This is a genomic window from Pseudoalteromonas sp. CO109Y (assembly GCF_004208935.1).
Lineage (GTDB): Bacteria > Pseudomonadota > Gammaproteobacteria > Enterobacterales > Alteromonadaceae > Pseudoalteromonas > Pseudoalteromonas shioyasakiensis.
Map to the genome: position 1 here is coordinate 119,780 of NZ_SGPD01000017.1, position 21,273 is coordinate 141,052.

Below are 21,273 nucleotides of genomic sequence, written 5' to 3' on the forward strand. Positions count from 1 at the left end.
CAATGGCATTAATTACATCTGCTGGAGTTGGTTCTGGACTTGATCTAGAAAGCATCATCAGTGCGACACTATCAGCTGAAGATACTCCAAAAATGAATGCTTTTGCTGAAAAAGAAGAAACCTTACAAGTTGAACTTTCTTCGTTAGGCGAAGTTAAGTCTGCAATGTCAAAGCTTCAGGACACTATTGAAAAGTTAGCTGATATAGATAACTTTAACAAGCGTATAGCTAACATTAAGCAACCAACAAGTGACGATGGTGATCTGATCTCTGTAACACCAACTTCAGATATTTCACCAGGGGACTTCAATATTGAAGTGTTAGAGCTTGCTCAGGGGAGTCGCGCAACTTCCAATGATGGCTTATTTACTTCAACAGACGATGTTGTTACAGCTTCTGGTGGTACTCTATCTTTTGCTGCTGGTGATAAGAGTTTTGACTTAACACTCGATGCTGGTGCGACATTAGCAGACTTACGAGATGCAATTAATGACTCTGATGACAATTTTGGTGTCACTGCGAATATTATCAACACGGGCACAGAATCAAAATTGGTTCTCACGTCAAATGTATCTGGTGCAGGTAATGATTTAGTTATTACTAATGACAATGCTGAACTTGATAATGTTTCAACACTCGCTAATGATGGTGTTAGTGCTGGCGGTATTGCTATTGCATCAGGTGATGAAGCTAAAAGTGCAGAAATCAAAGTGGATGGTATTTCGATTATTAGTGAAACCAACACTTTCAAAGATGCTGTGCAAGACATGACAATTGTTGCAAAACGACAAAGTGTTGACGGTGAAACAGCAAAGTTATCTGTGGACGTAGACACAGAAAGTGTTACTAAGTTAGTCGATGAATTTATTGCTAACTATAATAACCTAATCGGTCAAATTGGCTTACAAACTAGAGTTGGCAAACCTTTAAATGCAGATTCAACAATCCGTTCTTTTGATTCACAGCTAATCAATGCTCTTTCAACTCCAATTTCTGATGCTGGTCCATTTTCAAGCATCTTTGATATTGGTTTAGGTGTTGATAAAGAAGGTTACCTTGAAAAGTCGAGCTTAGTCCGCAGCTTAAACGAAGCAATGGACGAAAATTACGATGATATTGGCAAGGCTTTTGCAGGTGAAAACGGGATAGCAAAACAGTTAGAGTCTCTTTTTGACAATTATTTAGACTCTAAAGGAATCATGAACCAACGAGAAACTAACTTAAACTCTCAACTTGATGACCTTGAAGATGATGTTCTTAACCATGAATATAGAATGGAAGAATTAGAAGCAAGACTTCGTCAGCAATATGCAGGCTTAGATGTACTGTTAGCGCAAATGCAGTCAACTCAAACATACTTAAGTGCTCAATTGTCTAGTCTTCCAGGATTTACTAAGTCGTCATAATAATCGCTAGTTTCTTTATCGTTTACATAAAAGGTGAACCATGTACAACGCAAAAGTAAAAAATTATCAAAAGGAAGCACTGAAAACTCGCATTGCAGGTGCTGACCGCTACGAAATTATTCAAATGTTAATGGCTGGTGCTGTTGAAAAGATGGTACTTGCAAAAGTAGCCATTGAAAAAAAACACCTTGAAGCTAAAAGTGAGCACTTATCTAAAGCATCAGCTATCCTTGAAGCACTAAGAGGGTGTTTAGATTTTGAAGTAGGTGGAGAAGTAACAGAGAACCTTTATTCATTGTATTCGTACATGATTGATAGATTGTTAGATGCAAGTATAAAGAACGATCCAACCATTATTGACGAAGTAAGTGGCTTACTCAAAGAAATTAAGTCTGCATGGGACGCAATCCCTCATGAAGTAAGAGAACAAACTTTAAGAGATAATGGCGCTGACGCAAATGTCGGATAGTCAATTTTCCCAACTTGAACATCAAATTGAGATACTTAACGCTCATTTAGACAAAAACAACCTTGATGCATTTAACGATAGTTTTATAGAATTTGACCAAAATGCAAGGTCACTATTCAGTAATATCAATAATTTATCACCTGAAAATATTAGGCGTTGTGAAGAAGTTTTTAGTAAGTTCGGTGCATTGCTGCAACGTGCTGAAGGCTTAAAAGTAAATTTAGCAAAGCAAATAGGTGTGCATTTAAGTAATCAAAAAAAGCTTAACGTATATAAAAGCATCAAGTAGGTAAATAATAATGACAAAAAAAAAGTCTGTTGAAACTCAATTAGAATCACTTTCTGAGCAACTTGAGGAAAAGTTAAAAAAACAGCAGAAAGAACAAGTATTTGCAGAAAACGCTAATCTAATGTTTGAACATAACTTAATGGCTTTTAAAAACTACTTTCCTGAAATTTATGATAAGTTTCTAAATTACAATCCAAGTGATAAATTTCAACTTCTTCTTAATGAAAACGGTACGGCTAATCTAATCGATCATGGTACAGGCGTGCCGATGTATTCAGACAACCCTGTAAGTCAGGCTGAAGCGCAGGTTGAGAAAAATATTCAGTTTCCCCATATGGGGAAGGTGGATCATTCTCAAGTCGCAAATCTGAGCAATGATGCAAACTTCATTCATGTGGATTTGATGAAGTCTCTAGGTAGTGTTTATGTCGAGGCAAAAGCGAGCTTGCCAATAAATGAAAAACTAGATGATGAGATGCCTAGTCTAATACTTTTTGGTGTAGGCTTGGGCTATCATCTTAATCTAATAGTGCAAAAAGTTAGCGCCAGATACATAACATTAATTGAACCAAACGAAGATTATTTTTTTGCCAGTTTGTTTGTTTGTGATTGGGGGCAATTTTTAGAGAATATTGATAAAAATGGCTCATTTCTCTATTTGAGTATAGGGGAAAATGAAGGGGCTGCATTTGAAGGTTTTTACGATAGATCTAAAAATATTGGAGTGGCCTCTATAGCCCATACATGGTTTTATCAGCATTACCCCTCTGAGTCGATTAATTTGTTTATTGAGAAGTTTAGAGTTAACTTTCATCGACTTTTTTCAGGTTTTGGTTTTTTTGATGATGCCTTAATTGGTATCGCACATTCTATTGGTAATTTGAAAGCAGATTTCAACTTACTTGACTATAGCTCACTTACTCCAAAGGATATTGCTGAGTATCCTGTGTTTATTGTAGCTAATGGACCATCTTTAGATAATCAATTGGATAAAATTAGAGACTTACAAGGAAGAGTAATTATCTTTTCTTGTAACTCTGCATCAACAGCTTTGGTTAAACACGGAATCGTCCCAGACTTTCACGTTGCATTAGAAAGGACTGAATCAACTTATAACTTTTTGGAGTCCTTTTTACCTGAGAACTATAGGAATAAAATAAATTTACTCGTAACAAATGTAATGCATCCAAAGGTTCAAGGGCTTTTTTCATGGACTGGCTTTGGACTTAAAGGGAATGAAGCCGGTACAAATCTGATTCAATTTTGTCGGTATACAAGTGGGATGAAGGTAGGTGGGAGCTTTCTTTCTTATTGCAACCCGCTAGTAGGCAATACCGCACTCAGTTTTGCAAGCCATTTAGGGTTTAAGTCAATTTACTTATTTGGTGTTGATAATGGTTATATCGATGAGAAACACCACCATTCCAAGTCAAGTTTTTACTACAATGATGCAGGCACAACTGAGCACGAGCCGATAAAAATAGGAAGTCAAAGGGAGTTACCAGGGAATTTCGTTGATAAAGTTCTAACGGATGAACTTATGAGTGTCGGTAACTCACAGATGGAAAGGTTAATAGATTCATTTAAATCTCAAAACCTTAGTTATTATAACTGTAGTAATGGAGCCAAAATAAACGGAGCCTTACCTTTAGATCCTGACGATATATTTTTAACGGAACAACGTTACGAAAAAAACCATGTTATTAGCTATTTGAAGAATAATAAATTTGTAAAGTTTGATACAAATTTAGACTTTGATGATTTATTGAGTTTCAGCGATTTTAGAGATTTTTCAAATACATTGGCTTCACTTTTAGAAAAGAAAACTACAAATCGTTATGAGGCATTAGATGTACTTTTGGGGAGTGTTAGGTACCTATATTCATTTAAATCTTCAATCAAGCATGGAAGTATTTTTCTTCTAATGGAAGGCGAAGTCTTATATACAACGGCTTTACTTATATCTTTACTTTACAATTTTGGTAACGAAAAAGAAATTATGCCTCATTACGATAAAGCTTTAGCTATATGGATTGAGTTTATAAAGCAAGCGCCTGACTATTATGAAAAGAATGCAAGGGTTTGTAGATAATGGAAGTACCAAACATTCTAACTGAGCGTTTGTTGCTAAGGCAATTAACAGCAAAAGATGCCACTGAAAAGTATTTATCTTGGTTCTCAGATGCTTCGAAAAATCAATTTATAGCTTATAAAGCAGAGCAACTATCCTCTTTGATTGATTACATTGAAGAAAAAAACACGTCTAGAAATAGTATGTTTTGGGGAATATTCTGTAAAAAAACAGAGGAGCACATTGGTAATTTCAAATTTGAACCAATTGACTGGTCTGATAATGAAGCTGCTTTGGGCATCCTAATTGGTGAGGCGCAGTGGCGCGGTAAATCACTTGCCAAGGAGGTCATTAACGCCTGCTTTACTTATATTTATGAACAACATTCGATTAACGTAATTCGTTTAGGGGTAGATAAAAATAATACAGCTGCTTTGAAAGCTTATGAGAAAATTGGTTTTATTAGGTATGATCTTGATGAAGTCAAAGATGATAACTACATTACAATGAAGCTGACGAAAGAAAGTTAACTTTATTTCCCCAGCCAAAAGAGCCATGAAATTAAGATGAAAAAAAGTAAAAGTATTAGCTTACAAGATACTGCGAAAAAAATAATACCAGGTTTGACTCAATTGCTTTCAAAGCGACCAGATATGTTTAGCACCGATATTTGGCCTGGGTATTTTTCTAAATCAAAAGGGTGCCAAGTGTGGGACCTTGACGGTAATGAGTACCTCGATATGTCTATTTCTGGTATTGGTGCAAATATACTCGGTTACGCAGTAGATGAAGTTGATGATAAAGTTATTAATTCTATTCGAAGTGGGGTTAGCTCTAGCTTAAATTGCCCTGAGGATGTTGAGCTTGCTGAGAAGTTATTAGAATTACACCCTTGGTCAGAAGAAGTTAGATATGCTCGTTGTGGCGGTGAAGCAATGACTGTCGCAGTACGTATTGCTCGAGCAGCAACAGGTAAAGATAAAATTGCTTTTAGTGGTTATCATGGATGGCATGATTGGTACTTATCTGCCAATGTTACAAGTACCAGTAATCTTAACGACCATTTAATTCCTGGCCTTTCACCTAAAGGTGTTCCAAAAGCGCTAGCAGGAACAGCACTCCCTTTTCCTTTTAATGATATCGAAGCGCTAGAGCAGTTAGTTGCTGAAAATGGTGATGAACTTGCTGCCATCGTGATGGAGCCAATGAGAAATTTTGCCCCATCTGAAGAGTACTGGCAGCAAGTTGAGGCCATTGCAGCACGATTAAATATCCCATTAATTATTGATGAAATATCTATGGGTTTTAGGATCAACTGTGGTGGTTCGCATTTGAAGCTGGGTATTAATCCTGATATCGCTGTTTTTTCTAAGGCAATGGCTAATGGCTATGCTATGGCTGCCGTCATCGGCAAGTCTAAATGGATGGATGCAGCACAAACTAGTTTTATATCAAGCACTATGTGGACTGAACGAGTAGGACCTACAGCTGCATTAGCAACGATTAACTATTACGAGCAACACCAAGTCCATGAGCATCTAGCCGCAATAGGTGCAAAAATTAAGGATGGCTGGCTAAGTTTAGCGCAAAAGCATGGCCTTGACATTCATGTTTCTGGTATTGATGCTCTTTGTCATTTTAGTTTAAAGAATGAAAACTTTTTGACACTTAAATCTTATTTTATTGAGAAAATGTTAGAGCAAGGAGTGTTAGCAACTAATATGTTTTACTGCATGTATGCGCACAAAGAACATCATGTAGAGATTTATCTAAAAGCTGTTGATCAAGCATTTGAACGATTAGCCGCGGCTATAGAAGATGATACTCTATTAGACGGGGTGATACCTTCGACTTCAGGATTTAAAAGGCTTAATTAATATGTTTTTTCATCTTGATGATGGCAAAGAGATGCATCGTTGGGCCCAAGAACTATTTCCTATCAATAGAAGTTTAACCGGGGACGGTGTACGAGAGACTCTCAATTATATTAAGCATCTGTTTCCAGAGCTGAACATCAAAGGGATCCCTTCGGGTACTCAGGTCTTAGACTGGAGTATACCAAAAGAGTGGCGTATTCGTGATGCCTATATTTTAACCCCCAGTAGAAAGAAAATATGTGATTTTAAGGCCAACAATCTCCACGTGATGGGATATTCGACACCTCAGAAAAAGCAGATAGACTTAGATGAGCTGCAAAGGCATTTATATGATATTCCTGATTTACCAACAGCAATCCCCTATGTCACATCTTACTACAGAGAAAACTGGGGCTTTTGTTTAACATCTGAAGAGAGAAAGCAGTTAGAACCTGGTAAATATGAAGTGGTTATAGACTCTGAACTTTTTGACGGTGAAATGAATTATGCTGAACTAATTCTGCCTGGGGAAACAAAGCAAGAAGTTTTTTTATCGACCTATATATGTCACCCATCGATGGCAAATAATGAATTATCAGGTCCCGTGGTGACTATGGGGATAATTAAAAGACTGCTAACGTTAAAAAGTAGAAAGTATACATATAGGATTATTTTTGTTCCTGAAACTATAGGTGCAATAAGCTATTTAGCTGAAAACTTATCTCATTTAAAAAAGAATGTAATTGCGGGTTTTGTTGTTAGCTGTATTGGGGATGAAAGAGCTTATTCATATTTAGCATCTAGAGATGGCAATACATTAGCTGATAAAGTCGCCAAATGCTCCCTAGAGTATTTTTCTAGAGACTATCTCTCATACAGTTACTTACAAAGAGGTAGCGACGAGAGGCAATATTGTGCCCCAGGCGTTGACTTACCTGTTTGTTCAATTATGAGGACGAAATATGGGGAATATCCCGAATACCATACCTCTTTGGATGATTTAAATTTAGTAACCCCTAAAGGCTTGACTGGCGGAGCTAATGCATTATTTGGTGCTATTTGGTTACTTGAAAACAATGAATATTTGAGAACTACTGTTTTAGGTGAGCCTCAACTCGGAAAGCGAGGCCTATATCCTGACGTGAGTGATATGCAGCAAGATTACTCTTATGTTATGAAAATGACTAATGTATTGAGTTATGCCGACGGTAAAGTAGATTTAATAACGTTAGCTAATACAATAAATGAATCGCCTTTTGATTTGCAGGGAATCGTTAATACTCTTAAAAAGCATGGTTTATTGGAAGTAGTTGAAGGCGAGGGGTAATGTGAATATCAATTCCTTATTAAACAACGATTTTTATATTGTAATTCAAGCTAGAATGACGTCATCTCGTTTACCTCAAAAGGTAATGCTACCTCTTGGAACAAAGCCAGTATTAGAAGTGATGCTTGAAAGATTAGCTCCTTTTAAAGAGAAGATCATTATCGCGACAACAGATGATGGCACTCAACGACCGATCACTGAGTTGTGTGAACGACTGGGTGTGAAATACGTTGAAGGTGACACTAACAATGTATTAAGTCGCTATTACCTAGCTGCACAGTCTGTAAATGCAAACTCAGATACTGTGATTGTTCGTTGTACCAGTGATTGTCCTCTCATTGATTTAACTGAAACCGCACGTGTTATAGACCACTTCTATAGTGTGCGCAGTGAGTATGATTATATTTCGGCTGGCCCTCACTGTGGTTTCCCTAATGGCTTTGATACAGAAGTGTTTACTTTTGAGGCGCTTAAATCAGCCTTTGAATGTGCAACAGAAGATTTTGAAAAAGAACATATGACGCAATATATCTGCAGAAATATGAAAGTGGCTGACTATAAGAACGTCGATGATTTCAGTCATTGGCGTTTAACTTTAGATGAGCCCGCTGATTATGAGTTAATTAAAGCCATATATAGCTTATTCGATTACCGCACTGATTTCACATTTGATGAATTAAAACAAATGCTAAGCTCTCATCCTGATATACTTAAGATCAATGAGCACGTAGAACAAGTTCAAGTTGGGTAAAATGTTTAAGAAAGAATTTAAAATAGCTGATACATGGGTAGGGCACGATCACCCTTGTTATATCATCGCTGAAATGTCAGCTAACCATGGTCAATGTTTAAATAAAGCTAAAGAGTTAGTTCATGCCGCTCATGAAGCCGGTGCTGATGCGATTAAGCTACAAACTTATACCGCAGATACTTTAACCATGGATTGTAAACTTCCGCACTTTGAAGCGACGGGTCCATGGCAAGGTCAGTACTTACATGATTTATACAAGACAGCCTATATGCCTTGGGATTTTCATGCGGAACTGTTTGAACTATCAGCAAAACTTGGACTTACTTGTTTTTCATCACCATTTGATAAATCGGCAGTAGATTTATTAGCACAATTCGATGCTCCAGCCTATAAAATTGCTTCACCGGAATTAATTGACCACCAATTAATTCGTGATGTAGCCGCTACTGGTAAACCCGTTATTATGTCTACAGGTGGTGCGACATTAGTTGAAATTGCTGAGGCGGTAAAAGTCGCTGAAGATGCTGGTGTTACTGAACTTGCATTGATGAAGTGTACAAGCACTTATCCCGCTCCTGCAGAAACTATTAATTTGCGAACTATCCCTCATATGCAACAGGCTTTTGAATGTCCGGTGGGTTTATCTGATCATACACTGGGAAATGATGTGCCACTGGCTTCAGTTGCCGTCGGCGCATGTATGATAGAAAAGCACTTTGTATTAGACAAAACAGACAATACTGCAGATAGCTTTTTTTCAATGACGCCATCGGAGCTTCAGGCCCTTGTTCATGGTGTGAGACAAATTGAAAAAGCACTGGGCAAAGTTGATTATCCATCCGTTGCTTCAAAAGCACGTCGCTGTGTTTACATTATCAAAGATATTAAAGCTGGAGAGCAGCTGAGCTCTGAGCATTTAAGACAAATGCGTCCTGGGGGCGGCGAAATTATGCCAAAAGAGCTTCCAAACCTTATTGGACGAACAGTTAATAAAGAATTGCGTTGTGGCACTCAATTGTCTTGGAGTGATCTAAAGTGAGCGATATGAAACAAGACTTAATCCATTCGGTTCAGCAATTTTTATTAGAACGCGGCGTATTTGTTGAAGATGCTGACATTGCTGAATATGACTTTGTAGCTGCAGGGGCGTTAGACTCATTTGAAATACTGAGCCTTATAATGAGCTTAGAAACCGAATATGGTATTGCTGTTCCTCCAGAGTTAATGGTCGACAGTGAAAACGCAAAAGTAGGAAATTTAGCGACTGCGTTAGTGAAGTTAAATGATAGCAATTAGAGTCGATACATTATGTGGCTTGGGCCACTTTATGCGTTGCAAATGGCTCGCGTTAGAGTTGCAATGTTTAGATGAAGAGGTTGTTTTATTAGTCGATACACAATTGTCGGATCATTTAACTAAAGAACTCAGAAATATACATTTATTGCCCTATGCAAAAACACAGATAGAAGATGCTGCTAACTGTGTTCAGCTTTTCAACGAGCAACAACTCATCATTGATAAATTACTTGTTGATAGCTATCGTTTTGATATTGAATGGGAATCAGAGATGGCTAAATATGTGCCATCGATTATTGCGGTCGATGATCTTGAAAGAGACCATTTAGCAGAGTTGGTTATCGATAGTAAATGGAATGCTGAAAAGACTTCGTCTCGTTATCAAAGTACAGCACTTGAATCACAACACTTTTTACTTGGTCCTGATTTTTCGATGTTGTCTAGGGCTTATCGAAACTGCGTGCAAACAGAGCGCTCAAATAAAGAGCTTATGTTTTCTCTTGGCGGTGGTGGCGATTGGAAAGAGCTTACTGAAATCATACGATTAATTCTTGAAACAGCGCCAGAGTATAAAGTTAATCTAATTATAGGCCCTAATGCTACATCTGTTACTCAGCTACATGAGTTAGCTTTAGGTTACTCGCAATTAAATTTAATTGAAGCACCTAGTTGTTTAGCAAACTACTATAAAAGCTGCACCTTGTTTGTTGGCGCTTTAGGCACGTCCTTGTATGAGTTGGCTGCGACTAAAACCCCTGCGTTAACGTTCTCAATCGCAAAGAACCAAGAAAATCAACAAACTGCATTAGATGATCTGGGGCATTATTTCCATATCGCAAACTTAATAGACTATCCGCCAGAAAAGGTTTTAAAGCTCATTTTAGCAATGCTACAAAATATAGAGCGCATCCACCTAATGCGTGAAAATGTTGCTGTAAATATTGATGGCGAAGGTGCAAGTCGTGTTGCCAAGTTAATTACTTCAAAGCTAGCTTCTAGCCAGATTACTCAAGCCAATAGCAACTTAATTGAAAGCCAGCACCAGCATTTAACCGACACAATCACGTTAAGGCGAGTGGTTGATCAGGACATAAACCGCTATTTGGCAGCGAGAAACTTACCGAACAATGCTTGGCGAATGACGATCACAAAAGATATCGATCAACTTGATCATTATTGCTGGTGGTTTGCTAATCGTCGCGACTCTTATGTTATGGAAGTTAAAGGTAAGCCGTTACTTTACGTTTGGCATCAATTGTATGAAATAGAGCAGCAAAATTATTTAATTGGTGGTTGGTTTGCTGCAAGTGACGATGTTAATTTTGCCCATGCTCAACTAGTATTAGATTGGCAACTAAAAGAGTCTGAGCAAACATACCCAGATGCAATGTGGGTAGCCGTTATTAATAAAGAAAATAAGTTTGTAAATTTGCTTAATCAGCGGGCAGGATTTAAATCTATTGCAGGGGATGCGAAAAAAATGGCAGTGACCCAACATTTATTTCCAAATGCTTCGATTGATGATTTTAATTTTGTAGGAAAAGGGTGAGTAGGTGGATAAAGGTATTTATGAGTTATTTGCTACGAATGTCGCTAACACTCCCACTAAGGTAGCTGTTGTATTCCAACAGCAAAGCGTAACGTATGATGAATTAAATCAGCAAGTTATTAAGCTTACTAGCCATTTTTTAAAACAAGGTGTTACGCAAGGCCAACGTGTCGCAATATTTGCACCTAACGGTATTGAATTTATTGTTTCGCTGCTGGCAATCGCTAAATTAGGTTTAGCCGCTGTGCCGTTACCTGTTAGCTTAAAAGGGCTTGCTCTGACGGTTGCTCTTAAGAAAACCCCTGTTGCTAAGGTGATTGCTTGGCCGACCATTAGCAAATCACTTCTTGCAGATAATCTTATTGAAGCTGAAAATTTAATAACATTAGGCCAAAGTGTTGCTAATGAAACAAATTGGCTTTGTGTTCAACAAGCTGAAGCAGAATGCTTTTTTACTGATACAATTGATACGCAAGCACCTTACATCTTAACCATGACTTCTGGTTCTACTGGTCAACCTAAGCCAATAGTGTTGAGCCAAGCATGTAAAGTAAATAGAGCATTTGATGCGACCATAAACTACTACGGATTAACGTCCGATGACGTTATTCTCGTAGCGACTCCTATGTACCACTCGCTAGCTCAGCGTGGTGTGCTCATGCCGTTGATGCTTGGTGCAACAACGGTTGTATTACCAAAGTTTAATTTGAAGCTATGGCTACAAGCAATTGAACTGCACCAAGTGAGTTTTCTATTTGCCGTTTCATCTCAATTAGTAAGCTTAATTCAAAACGGTGTTGAAGGGCATGACTTGAGCTCTTTACGCTGCCTAGTATCCTCTTCGGCGGTATTAGATAAAGAGAGTAAACAAAGCTTACTTTCTTTGCTTAGTTGCCGTTTACACGAGTGTTACGGAGCTTCAGAGGTTGGTGTTGTGACTGATTTCGCGGTATCAGAACACCCTGAATTGAGCGGCAGTGTAGGCAATGCTTTACCATTTGTGACTGTGAAAATTACCGATGAGCATGGCCAAGAATTAGCTGCAACTGAAGTTGGAGAAATTTGTTGTAAAACAACAACCGGGTTTAGTGGGTATCATAAATTACCGGAAAAAACGCGAGAAGCTTATTATCTTGGTGATTTTTTCAAAACCGGAGATTTAGGTTACCTCGATGAGCAAGGCTATTTATATTATGTCGGCCGTAAAAAAGAGTTGATCTCAAGTGGGGGGATCAATGTATACCCTCAAGATATCGAAGCCATTATAAAAATGCATCCAGACATCGAAGATTGCGTGGCTTTTTCAATTCCAGACCCTCAGTTTGGTGAGGTAATAAAAGTCGTTTATACGACGCTTTCGGCGTCAGTAAATGAAACAGAATTAAAGAAACTGTGTTTACAGCAATTAACCGATTATCAACAGCCTAGAGTTATAGAAAGAGTTGAATCCTTGGCAAAAAGTAGTTTAGGTAAAGTCTTAAGACAGTTAGTGAAGGAGTCTTTTGGTGGATAATCTAAGTTTGCTATCACGCATACGTAAAGTTGCCGAGCCAGATAAGGTAGCGCTGATTTATGAACAATCGGCTTATACTTACGAGCAACTTTTAGAGCTTGTAGATGATTTTGCAAAAAAGTTAAGTTATTTAGGTGTTAAAAAACAGAGTAAAGTTATTACCTTACTATCAAATAGTGTTGAAATGACAGCTCTTATGTTAGCTATAGCTGATATCGGAGCAGTACTCATTCCATTAAACCCCGAATATAAACAGACTCAAATATCAAAAGCAGCTATTGTGACTAAAGCTGAGTTTGTTATTCACGAAAAGGATTTAGTTTTATCTCAACCAATAAAACAAATAGATTTAAGATGCTTACAGGATACACCATTGAGAGATTATCTAGCGACTAACTCAGCAGATGATTTATATATACTCACAATGACTTCAGGCTCAACGGGTGAGCCAAAACCAATATGCTTTTCACAGCAAACTAAAATAGATAGGGCATTTGGAGCGAAAGAGATATATGGCTTAGACAGCCAAGATATTATCTTATGTGGTACTCCTCAATATCACTCTCTTGCTCAGCGATTAACCTTGCTACCATTACTTTTAGGTGGAACATGCTTATTATTAAAGCAGTTTAGCCCTAAGGCTTGGATAAATGAGATTAAACTTCACAACGTAACTTTTACAATTGCAGTCTCTTCGCAATTAGTCAATGTACTCTCATTACTTGAAAAGGAAAAACTGCAACTTAATTCTTTAAAAAGGATTGTCTCTAGTTCAGCATCAATAGAAGAAGATATTAAGGGTAAATTAATTAAGTTGTTGTCTTGTCCTATTCATGAGTGTTATGGGGCTTCTGAGGTTGGGACTGTTACGGATTTTGATGCTAGTAATGAAATGCATAAAGTTGCAAGTGTGGGGAAAGTAGTCCCACAAGCTGATGTTATTATTCGTGATGATGAGTCTAATCCGGTTAAAAAGAATGAAGTCGGAGAGATCACAGTAAAGTCGTCCACTTCATTTTTGGGGTATTTTGAAAAGCCAGAGTTAACAAATGAAGCTATAAAAGATGGTTTTTTCTATACTGGTGATTTAGGTTATATGGATGATGATGGCTATTTATATTTTAAGGGAAGAAAAAAAGACATCATTATTTCAGGTGGGATCAATATTTATCCTGAGGATATAGAGTCCGTTGTAGGTACTTTTAATGATGTTGTAGAGTCAGCAGCATTTCCTATACCGTCTTCACATTTTGGTGAGATTACAGCAGTAGCCTTTGTTGCTAAAACTAAGGTGGCGATTAAAGAAATGAGAAAGTGGTGTTCGAATCACTTAGCTGCACATCAAGTGCCGGTATTCTTTGTTCAAGTCGAAGAACTTCCTAAAACAGCTTTGGGTAAAATACAGAGAAATCAGTGTCAAAGTATATTTGGCTCGAAATTTGCTGAGAAAGCTAAATCTATTAAACTCTAGGTTTTAAATGAATATACAGAATGGGTCATTTTATCTTTATGGTGCGGGTCGTTTTGGTCAGGCCTTAAGTCGTTATTTTTTATCAACAGGCGTGTCTCCAAAAGCTATTATTGATGCAGCCCCTGAATTAAACTCTTATATGGGTATACCTATTAAAAGTTTAGATTCCAATGATTTGGATTATGAACTGCCTATTTTAATTAGCATTTTAGGGTACGGTGATATAAAAGGCTCTCTGAAGCGCAGGGGGTTTGTTGAGGCGGTGGATACGAATGATGTTTTTGATTTATTTCCCCAAGCCCTTATGGAACTGACTGAATGTGGTTTTTTGTGGATGCAAGAGCCTAGAACTAAACAGGTTGATGATAGTAAAGTTTCACAACTGGAAAGTTTACTATCTGATGATATTTCAAAGAAAACGCTATCCCAAATAATTAATTTTAGAAAAAAACCATGTAGAAGTTATTACCCAGAACCTGAAGCTTACGAAATGTACTTCCCATCTGATATTAACAAGCTCTACTCTTACCCAAAGTTAAAAATACTTGATATTGGTGCATTTGATGGGGATACATTGTATGAATACTCAAAAAGATGGCCAGAAAAAATTTATAAATACCTAGCTATTGAAGTGAGCCCTAAGAATATATCAGATCTTAATAATAGAGGTATAAACCTACCTCATACAGGTGTGGAGGTTTACCAAGGGGCCGTAGGTTTGCCTGATGAATTTGATTTAGTTCTCCGTGGTAATAGATCAGCAACTTGTGTAGAAGTAATAAGCAAGGGCACAGCTCTAGCAGGAGATATAACAGTACCTAAGTTAGACCTTGCTAAGTTACTTCATGAGGAAGATTTTAATATTATTAAGATGGATATCGAAGGTGCTGATTATGCAGCTTTAGTAGAAATGGCCGACTTTATTAAGAATAAATTACCGACCTTATCATTATCTGTCTATCATACTCCTGAAGATGTTTGGCGTATTCCTTTATTTATAAACGAAATAGCTCCTAATTCTTATGACTTTTATTTACGCCAAGAAGGGCATTGGGGACTTGAAACTATTTTTTATGCGGTGCCAAAATAATGAAAAACACTTTAACAGTATTAGTTGATTTATTGCTTGAAAGAGCAGAACTACCTGACTCAAAACAGTCTGAATATCATACTTTTCGTTTTTTGGACGCAGGTATTATCGATTCTTTCAATCTGATGCAATTTATTATGGAAATTGAAGAAGAGTTTGATATTGAGCTAACTCCTGATGACACTCAGTCAGAGGAGTTCCGAACATTAGGTGGTTTAGCATTAATTATTGATAGCAAAAAACAACAAGATGAAGAATAGCTATACAAAAAAAGACATACTTGAAAGTCTTCAAAATTGCGGCATCAAAAAAGGCGATACTGTATTTGTAACGACGTCACTCGGAATGTTTGGTTTTTTAAAAACTGCAAAGAACTTGGATGATATTAATGAGGCTTTTTATTTAAGCCTATGCGAGTGTGTAGGGGCAAGTGGTAGTATTATTGTTCCAACATATTCATATACGTTTGGTAAACACACCGTAACTGCACCAGCAGTGTATGATGAGGAAAAAACAGGAGCTGAAATAGGCCCTTTCCCTGAGTTTTTTCGACAGCAAGACGGAGTAGTAAGAAGTTGTGATCCCTTTATGTCTGTTGCAATTAAAGGGCCTGCTTCGGCATTAATAGAAAACTTAACCCCTACGTCTTATGGCCACGACTGTCTTTTTGAAAGATTGTTAGGAAATAATGTTATTTGTTTGAATTTAGGTCTAGGGCCAAACTGGACTGCTTTTATTCACTATGCCGATTATTTGGCTAATGTACCATTTAGGTATGACAAACTTTTTTCTGGGCTTTACTCAGGCTCAAAAAAAATAAAACAATGGCTTTATTCTGTTCCACTTCTTAGTGCTGAAGCAACCGCAAATGCACACTCAGTTGGTTTAGAGGCCGAGAGTGTTGGGATTTGGAGTTACACTACACTGGGTAGGGGGAGATTATATAAAGCTAGTTATGATGATTATTTTATTTTTGTGCTGAAAAAGCTTCAGGAAAATAAATGGGCCTTGGCTGAAGGGGAAGATTGTGATGTTAAATTGTTAGAGCTTAAACGTTGTAATATCCCCCATAATGATTTTGCCAAATCTGGAGCAATAACGTATTTTATAAATGAATTAGTCACATCGATTTCAGATAAATTTGGTTTTGAGTTGCTTGTATTCAACACTGGATTTAATGCATTAGATCACATTATTCCTGAAGCTTGGTATTGCTCCAGTGCTTCAATAACTGATTCTCTTGGTCATAATTTGCCAATCGATACAAATTCAATTCTTCCTTATAGTCAAAGCTTCGAAGGCAAGATCACTGGCTTTAATCTAAAAAAACATATCAATATTAACAGCAAGTTTCCTAGATATATAGAACGTGATTGGGGGTTGGTAATTGAGCAAAGACTCATTCAAGACGATGAAATGTATAGTGTTAAGATAAATTGTGGGACTTACTTTTCACATGCAAAGATTGCTTTCAAAAGAGGTTCTTTTAAGTGTGTAAATGTAATTAATGCATCTGATTTTCATCAGAGTAGAGAGTTGTATGATTTTAAGCTAAAAGAATTAAAAGCCTCCCCTTTTTGTACCTTAGTTGTAAGCCATGAGACCGCAATGGTGGCTTGGATTGCCGAACATCGGCAAGAGCTAGAGTTAAATCAAGAAATCAATTTGCTTTGTTCGTCAAAAGACTCTGAATGGTATAGCTGGGATATGTGTGGGTATAACCCAGCTACAAAAGATAGTCTTATTAAACAAAACTATAATTTTAAAAAAGTATTAATTTAAAAATTTAAAGAAACTATACTTCGATCTTTTCCCAAGACCCAGATTCAACAGAGAGTTTTGCAGCTAAGAACAAGTTAAGCCCATGGCTTGCTTGTTCTAACCCAAATACATAGTCTTTATTTTTCCTTTCTCCAGCTTTAAATAATGATAATTCCATATGAATGTCGCTATAAAGATTTGAAAAGGCTTCAACGAATCCTGTAGGGTGCCCAGGTTTCATTCGGTTATATCTAAATTGATTAGCGTACTCACATTGCCCAGCTCTATCTAAGATTTCTCTGCGGCCGTCATTGTAGTTTAATTCTAATTCGTCAGGGTTTAGCTGGAACCAACGAGCGCTCCCTTTGTCGCCATATATTCTAATTTGAAGCCCATTGCGGTGGCCAATCGCCGTTTTTGACATCCACATACTACCCTTTATGTTATTTGGGTAGTTCAGCAACATATTTACATCATCAATTAAATTAGGGTATTGAGAATGGTTAGTAAACTGTGCGATTGTTTCCGTTGGCTCCATTTCAAGTAAGTATGTTGATAAGTGGTGTAAATGCACCCCTAAATCCAAACAAATGGTTGGCACTTCAAAATCTTTTAAACGCCATGCCTGTGGCATCGATGGTTTCCCTGCAATATCTGGCGGCCTTCTGAATCCCTCTTGTGGCATTTCAAGGTGAATTTTTTGAATAGTGCCAAGCACACCTTGCTTTACTAGGTGTTTTAACTCTCTGACCATCGCATAGCCACTGTAGTTGTATGTAACGGCTAGAAAGTGTTTGTTTTTATCGTAGCAGGCTTCAATTTCAGCGACTTCAGCAGGGCCAGTAACAAGGGCTTTTTCGCAAATAATAGGTATATTCGCTTTCAGAAGTTTGGTTATTACTTCAATATGGTGAGGCGTTGGTGTCAGTATAACAAATGCATCAACATGGTTTTTCTCTTGCTCGACAAGCTCTTGCCAATTGTTGTACAAATGCTTCTCTGAAATTCCCCACCTCTGTGCTGTTGCACTATTTTCATCGGGGTTTCTTGAAAAAGCGCCTGCAACAACTGCAAACTTGTTATCGAGTTGACTTGCGGCGAAGTGAACATAGCCTACAGCTGAGTTATTGCCACCGCCTATAAAGGCAAGTTTTAATTGTTTTTTGTTGTCATTCATATATGTATCTGCCTTTTTTGATCATAGCCATTTATCGGCAATTAATCATTTTTCTAAACTTTTTATAGTTGCCAATTTGCTGGATTGGTGAGTCTTGGGTCATAAACAGTCATTTCTTTAAGCACGTCGTGAGATATTTTGATGCTGCTTTGATAGGCCTCTAAAATTTGCTCTAACTCAGACTCTGAGTTCACACCAACAACAACTTTAGCTATTTCATCTTCTTTTAAAGCATATGCAAGGCTGAGTGTTAGTGCCGATACACCAAGATGCTGCGCTAACTGATGAAATGATTCTAAATCTTGCTTCCAAGGTTTAAAGTAACTAGCTAACTCATTGATGGGCATTAATAACAAGCCTTGTAAAAAACAAGATCTAGCGTGCACTTGAGTGTTGTTTTTACTTAGTAATGAAAGAGCGCCAGTGTCTTTAAAGTAGGTATCAAATGCATTATAAGGTATTTGCACAAGGTTAATTTCACTCAACTGTGTAAAGCTATCCACCTCTGCACCTGAATACAAAGAAACCCCTTTACTCGCTAATTGATTTTCAAATTGTCGTTGTTTTAAATATGCTAAAACGGGCGCTACACCTTGTTTCTCAATGTCGCTTGCTTGGTGAAATAGGATTGCGTTTAGTTTTTGAGTTTTAAAATCTGAAAAACACTGCTCAATTAATGCAATGTAATTATCTACATCCTTATTAGAAAATTGCTCTTTTTGTAGAGGAGGTAACTTAGTAACTATGTTAAAGCTGTCATTAATCGAAGGATAGGATGCCAACACTTGGTGGCTCTCGCCGTAACCAAGAGCGGTATCTATTGTTGTAATGCCGGCGTCTTTTGCAATATCTAAAATGGCATGAGCCTTGGCAATGCTTGGTTGACCAAGCTTATTACTGACACCGTAATTCAAGCCAAATTGCACTGTACCTAGAGCAAGCTTCATACTAAACCAATCAATGTATTGATAACGAATTGCTGCTCATCTGCTGCCATGGTTGGGTGCAGAGGAATAGTAACAGCCTGTTTGTAGTAGCTTTCTGCATTTGGAAAATCACCGTCCGAAAAGCCTAAAGCTTGATAATAAGGCTGTAAATGGATCGGTATATAATGCAAGTGAGCAATAATTCCTCGCTCGCGCATGCCTGTAATGACTGACTTGTGTTTTTCTACATCACACTGTATTAAACGAACAATATATAAATGGTAGCTAGAGTAACACTCATTCGATTGTGTTAAATGAGCTACCGTTGAGTTTGCAAATGCATGGTTATATGTTGTTGCAATGTCGTTTCGCACTGATACAAAGTTGTCTAGCTGCTTTAACTGACTTAGTCCTAAAGCGGCTTGCATATCAGTCATTCTATAATTAAAACCAAGCTCTAACTGTTGATAATACCAGGGGCCGTGACTTAACTCGGTCATTTCTTCAGGAATATTAGTAATACCATGGCTTCGCAAGCGGCTCATTTTTTTGTTGAGCTCAGCGCAGTTGGTAACCGCCATGCCCCCTTCAGCAGATGTAATTATCTTGACTGGATGAAAGCTAAACACAGTAATATCTGAATAAACACAGCTGCCAACAGGCTTATCTTTATACTTCGCGCCAATAGCATGCGAGGCATCTTCAATAACCTTAAAACCATACTCTTTGGCAAGTGCATTGATTGCTGCCATATCGCATGACTGACCAGCTAAATGAACAGGGATCACGACTTTAGGAAGTTGCTGGCTTTGTTTGGCTAACGTTAGTTTTTCTTGAAGCGCTGCAATAGACATATTGCCTGTTTCAAGGTCTATATCAACAAAATCGATGTCTGCGCCACAATACAGGGCGCAGTTACTCGATGCGACAAAGGAGATTGGCGACGTCCATACAATGTCACCTTTACCTACGCCTAAAGCAAGGCAAGCAATATGTAACGCTGAAGTTGCACTGTTAGTGGCACAGGCATAGTGAGCACCACAATATTCTGCAATGGCACTTTCAAATGCCGGAACAGCAGGTCCTTGCGTTAACCAGTCAGACTTCAATACATCAATTACAGCGTTGATGTCATCTTGAGAAATACTTTGTCTACCGTAAGGAATTACCTTATTTGTCATAATAGGTATTACAGTAACGCTTGGACATTGAAGTTTTTAATCTGTTCAATGCTCATATAATCTGGGTTATCTAAAGAGTTATACTCGAAGCCTTGGGCAACTTGCTCACCTTTTTCACCAAGTGCGTTCACCGTAAAATCATTACTACGACTACTAAATGTTATACCCGGGGCGATGACAAAGTGGTCGTTATATTCGTAAGTTTCAAAACATAAATCGGCAGGACACATAACTTCATGTAACTTTTCACCAGGACGAATGCCGATAATTTTAACTGGTAAATCAGGAGCCATTGCTTTGGCAAGATCAGTAATACGAATTGAAGGGATTTTTGGAACAAAAATTTCGCCACCTAACATGCGTTCAAAGTTAGTTAGAACAAAATCAACACCTTGTTGCAGGCTAATCCAAAAGCGAGTCATCTCTTCATGAGTAATTGGTATATGGTCACGGCCTTGGTCGATAAATTTTTGGAAAATAGGTACAACAGAGCCTCGCGAACACACTACATTACCATACCTAACAACAGAAAAAGTCGTTTTGTGACCGCCAGCAATATTGTTAGCAGCCACAAATAATTTATCTGATGCAAGTTTAGTCGCACCATATAAGTTGATTGGGTTCGCGGCTTTATCAGTCGACAGTGCAATGACTTTTTCTACGTTATTATCAAGAGCCGCATCAATGACATTTTCAGCACCATTAATATTGGTTTTGATACATTCCATTGGGTTGTATTCAGCGGCGGGTACTTGTTTTAATGCTGCTGCGTGAATCACATAGTTCACACCACGCATAGCACGACGAAGCCTTTCTTTATCGCGTACATCACCAATAAAATAACGCATACACGGTTGGTCAAACTCTTGCTGCATTTCAAACTGTTTGAGCTCGTCCCGCGAAAAGATAATGATCTTTTTGGGCTTATAGCGTTCTAGAAGTGTTTTGACGTATTTTTTACCGAATGAACCGGTACCACCGGTAATTAAAATTGTTTTATTGTCGAACATAGTGTTACCCGAGTTATTTTTCATTGGCGTTTGATACGCAAAGTGAGAATTTTGACACAATTCTCAGTAATTTAACTATTAACTAATACACTAGCAAGTCAGATGCCAAGTTAATTTATCTAAACCATGG

At 37.7% G+C, this 21,273-nt stretch carries 20 protein-coding genes; 16 read left to right on the top strand and 4 right to left on the bottom strand.

Translation table 11 applies throughout. The annotated features are described in order from the left end of the window. The first annotated feature begins 2 nt into the window (after positions 1-2). Genes fliD through EXT43_RS06805 form a run of 16 tightly spaced genes read left to right on the top strand, consistent with a single transcriptional unit; the run spans position 3 to position 16,870 of the window. Complete coding sequence (gene fliD / locus EXT43_RS06730; protein WP_130166627.1) at positions 3-1,406, top strand: flagellar filament capping protein FliD; 1,404 nt, start codon at positions 3-5, stop codon at positions 1,404-1,406. Between the two features lie 40 nt (positions 1,407-1,446). After that, positions 1,447-1,875 carry a flagellar export chaperone FliS gene (gene fliS, locus EXT43_RS06735; RefSeq protein WP_063527542.1) on the top strand — a complete coding sequence of 143 codons (429 nt, stop codon included), beginning with the start codon at positions 1,447-1,449 and terminating at the stop codon, positions 1,873-1,875. Further along, complete coding sequence (locus EXT43_RS06740) at positions 1,865-2,164, top strand: hypothetical protein (RefSeq protein WP_130166628.1); 300 nt, start codon at positions 1,865-1,867, stop codon at positions 2,162-2,164. The genes fliS and EXT43_RS06740 overlap by 11 nt, the downstream gene beginning before the upstream one ends. A gap of 10 nt (positions 2,165-2,174) precedes the next feature. Then, a complete protein-coding gene (locus EXT43_RS06745; protein ID WP_130166629.1) occupies positions 2,175-4,256 on the top strand; it encodes a 6-hydroxymethylpterin diphosphokinase MptE-like protein in 2,082 nt (693 codons plus the stop codon). After that, a complete protein-coding gene (locus EXT43_RS06750; RefSeq protein WP_130166630.1) occupies positions 4,256-4,765 on the top strand; it encodes a GNAT family N-acetyltransferase in 510 nt (169 codons plus the stop codon). The genes EXT43_RS06745 and EXT43_RS06750 overlap by 1 nt, the downstream gene beginning before the upstream one ends. A 36-nt stretch (positions 4,766-4,801) precedes the next feature. Continuing rightward, positions 4,802-6,112: an aminotransferase class III-fold pyridoxal phosphate-dependent enzyme gene (locus EXT43_RS06755; RefSeq protein WP_063529824.1), complete on the top strand. Its 1,311-nt coding sequence runs from the start codon at positions 4,802-4,804 to the stop codon at positions 6,110-6,112. Position 6,113: 1 nt separating this feature from the next. Continuing rightward, a complete protein-coding gene (locus EXT43_RS06760) occupies positions 6,114-7,418 on the top strand; it encodes a DUF4910 domain-containing protein (RefSeq protein ID WP_205990954.1) in 1,305 nt (434 codons plus the stop codon). A 1-nt stretch (position 7,419) separates the two neighbouring features. Continuing rightward, positions 7,420-8,169 (top strand): glycosyltransferase family protein, encoded by a 750-nt coding sequence (locus EXT43_RS06765; protein ID WP_240701475.1) that lies wholly within the window; start codon positions 7,420-7,422, stop codon positions 8,167-8,169. Position 8,170: 1 nt separating this feature from the next. After that, the gene (pseI, locus tag EXT43_RS06770; protein ID WP_063528998.1) at positions 8,171-9,208 is read left to right on the top strand and encodes a pseudaminic acid synthase; all 1,038 of its coding nucleotides are present in this window, start codon (positions 8,171-8,173) and stop codon (positions 9,206-9,208) included. Between the two features lie 5 nt (positions 9,209-9,213). After that, a complete protein-coding gene (locus EXT43_RS06775) occupies positions 9,214-9,465 on the top strand; it encodes a phosphopantetheine-binding protein (protein ID WP_229677543.1) in 252 nt (83 codons plus the stop codon). Beyond that, positions 9,452-11,014: a UDP-2,4-diacetamido-2,4,6-trideoxy-beta-L-altropyranose hydrolase gene (pseG, locus tag EXT43_RS06780; RefSeq protein ID WP_130166631.1), complete on the top strand. Its 1,563-nt coding sequence runs from the start codon at positions 9,452-9,454 to the stop codon at positions 11,012-11,014. Before EXT43_RS06775 ends, pseG begins: the two co-directional genes overlap by 14 nt. A 4-nt stretch (positions 11,015-11,018) precedes the next feature. Continuing rightward, a complete protein-coding gene (locus EXT43_RS06785) occupies positions 11,019-12,527 on the top strand; it encodes a class I adenylate-forming enzyme family protein (RefSeq protein WP_063528996.1) in 1,509 nt (502 codons plus the stop codon). Beyond that, a complete protein-coding gene (locus EXT43_RS06790) occupies positions 12,520-13,998 on the top strand; it encodes a class I adenylate-forming enzyme family protein (protein WP_063528995.1) in 1,479 nt (492 codons plus the stop codon). The genes EXT43_RS06785 and EXT43_RS06790 overlap by 8 nt, the downstream gene beginning before the upstream one ends. Before the next feature lie 7 nt (positions 13,999-14,005). Further along, positions 14,006-15,088 carry an FkbM family methyltransferase gene (locus EXT43_RS06795; RefSeq protein WP_063528994.1) on the top strand — a complete coding sequence of 361 codons (1,083 nt, stop codon included), beginning with the start codon at positions 14,006-14,008 and terminating at the stop codon, positions 15,086-15,088. Further along, a complete protein-coding gene (locus tag EXT43_RS06800; protein WP_063528993.1) occupies positions 15,088-15,348 on the top strand; it encodes an acyl carrier protein in 261 nt (86 codons plus the stop codon). Before EXT43_RS06795 ends, EXT43_RS06800 begins: the two co-directional genes overlap by 1 nt. Then, positions 15,338-16,870, top strand: a complete 1,533-nt coding sequence (locus EXT43_RS06805; protein ID WP_063528992.1) for an AAC(3) family N-acetyltransferase — start codon at positions 15,338-15,340, stop codon at positions 16,868-16,870. Before EXT43_RS06800 ends, EXT43_RS06805 begins: the two co-directional genes overlap by 11 nt. A 13-nt stretch (positions 16,871-16,883) precedes the next feature. On the opposite strand, the gene EXT43_RS06810 is transcribed toward EXT43_RS06805, so the two are convergent. The 4 genes from EXT43_RS06810 to pseB all read right to left on the bottom strand — a co-directional run bounded on the left by EXT43_RS06810 (position 16,884) and on the right by pseB (position 21,143). Next, complete coding sequence (locus tag EXT43_RS06810) at positions 16,884-18,026, bottom strand: Gfo/Idh/MocA family oxidoreductase (protein WP_130166633.1); 1,143 nt, start codon at positions 18,024-18,026, stop codon at positions 16,884-16,886. A gap of 62 nt (positions 18,027-18,088) precedes the next feature. Further along, positions 18,089-18,973 (bottom strand): aldo/keto reductase, encoded by an 885-nt coding sequence (locus EXT43_RS06815; RefSeq protein WP_130166634.1) that lies wholly within the window; start codon positions 18,971-18,973, stop codon positions 18,089-18,091. Further along, the gene (gene pseC, locus EXT43_RS06820) at positions 18,970-20,133 is read right to left on the bottom strand and encodes a UDP-4-amino-4,6-dideoxy-N-acetyl-beta-L-altrosamine transaminase (RefSeq protein ID WP_130166635.1); all 1,164 of its coding nucleotides are present in this window, start codon (positions 20,131-20,133) and stop codon (positions 18,970-18,972) included. Before pseC ends, EXT43_RS06815 begins: the two co-directional genes overlap by 4 nt. Before the next feature lie 8 nt (positions 20,134-20,141). Continuing rightward, positions 20,142-21,143 (bottom strand): UDP-N-acetylglucosamine 4,6-dehydratase (inverting), encoded by a 1,002-nt coding sequence (gene pseB, locus EXT43_RS06825; RefSeq protein ID WP_063529299.1) that lies wholly within the window; start codon positions 21,141-21,143, stop codon positions 20,142-20,144. Positions 21,144-21,273: the final 130 nt, after the last annotated feature.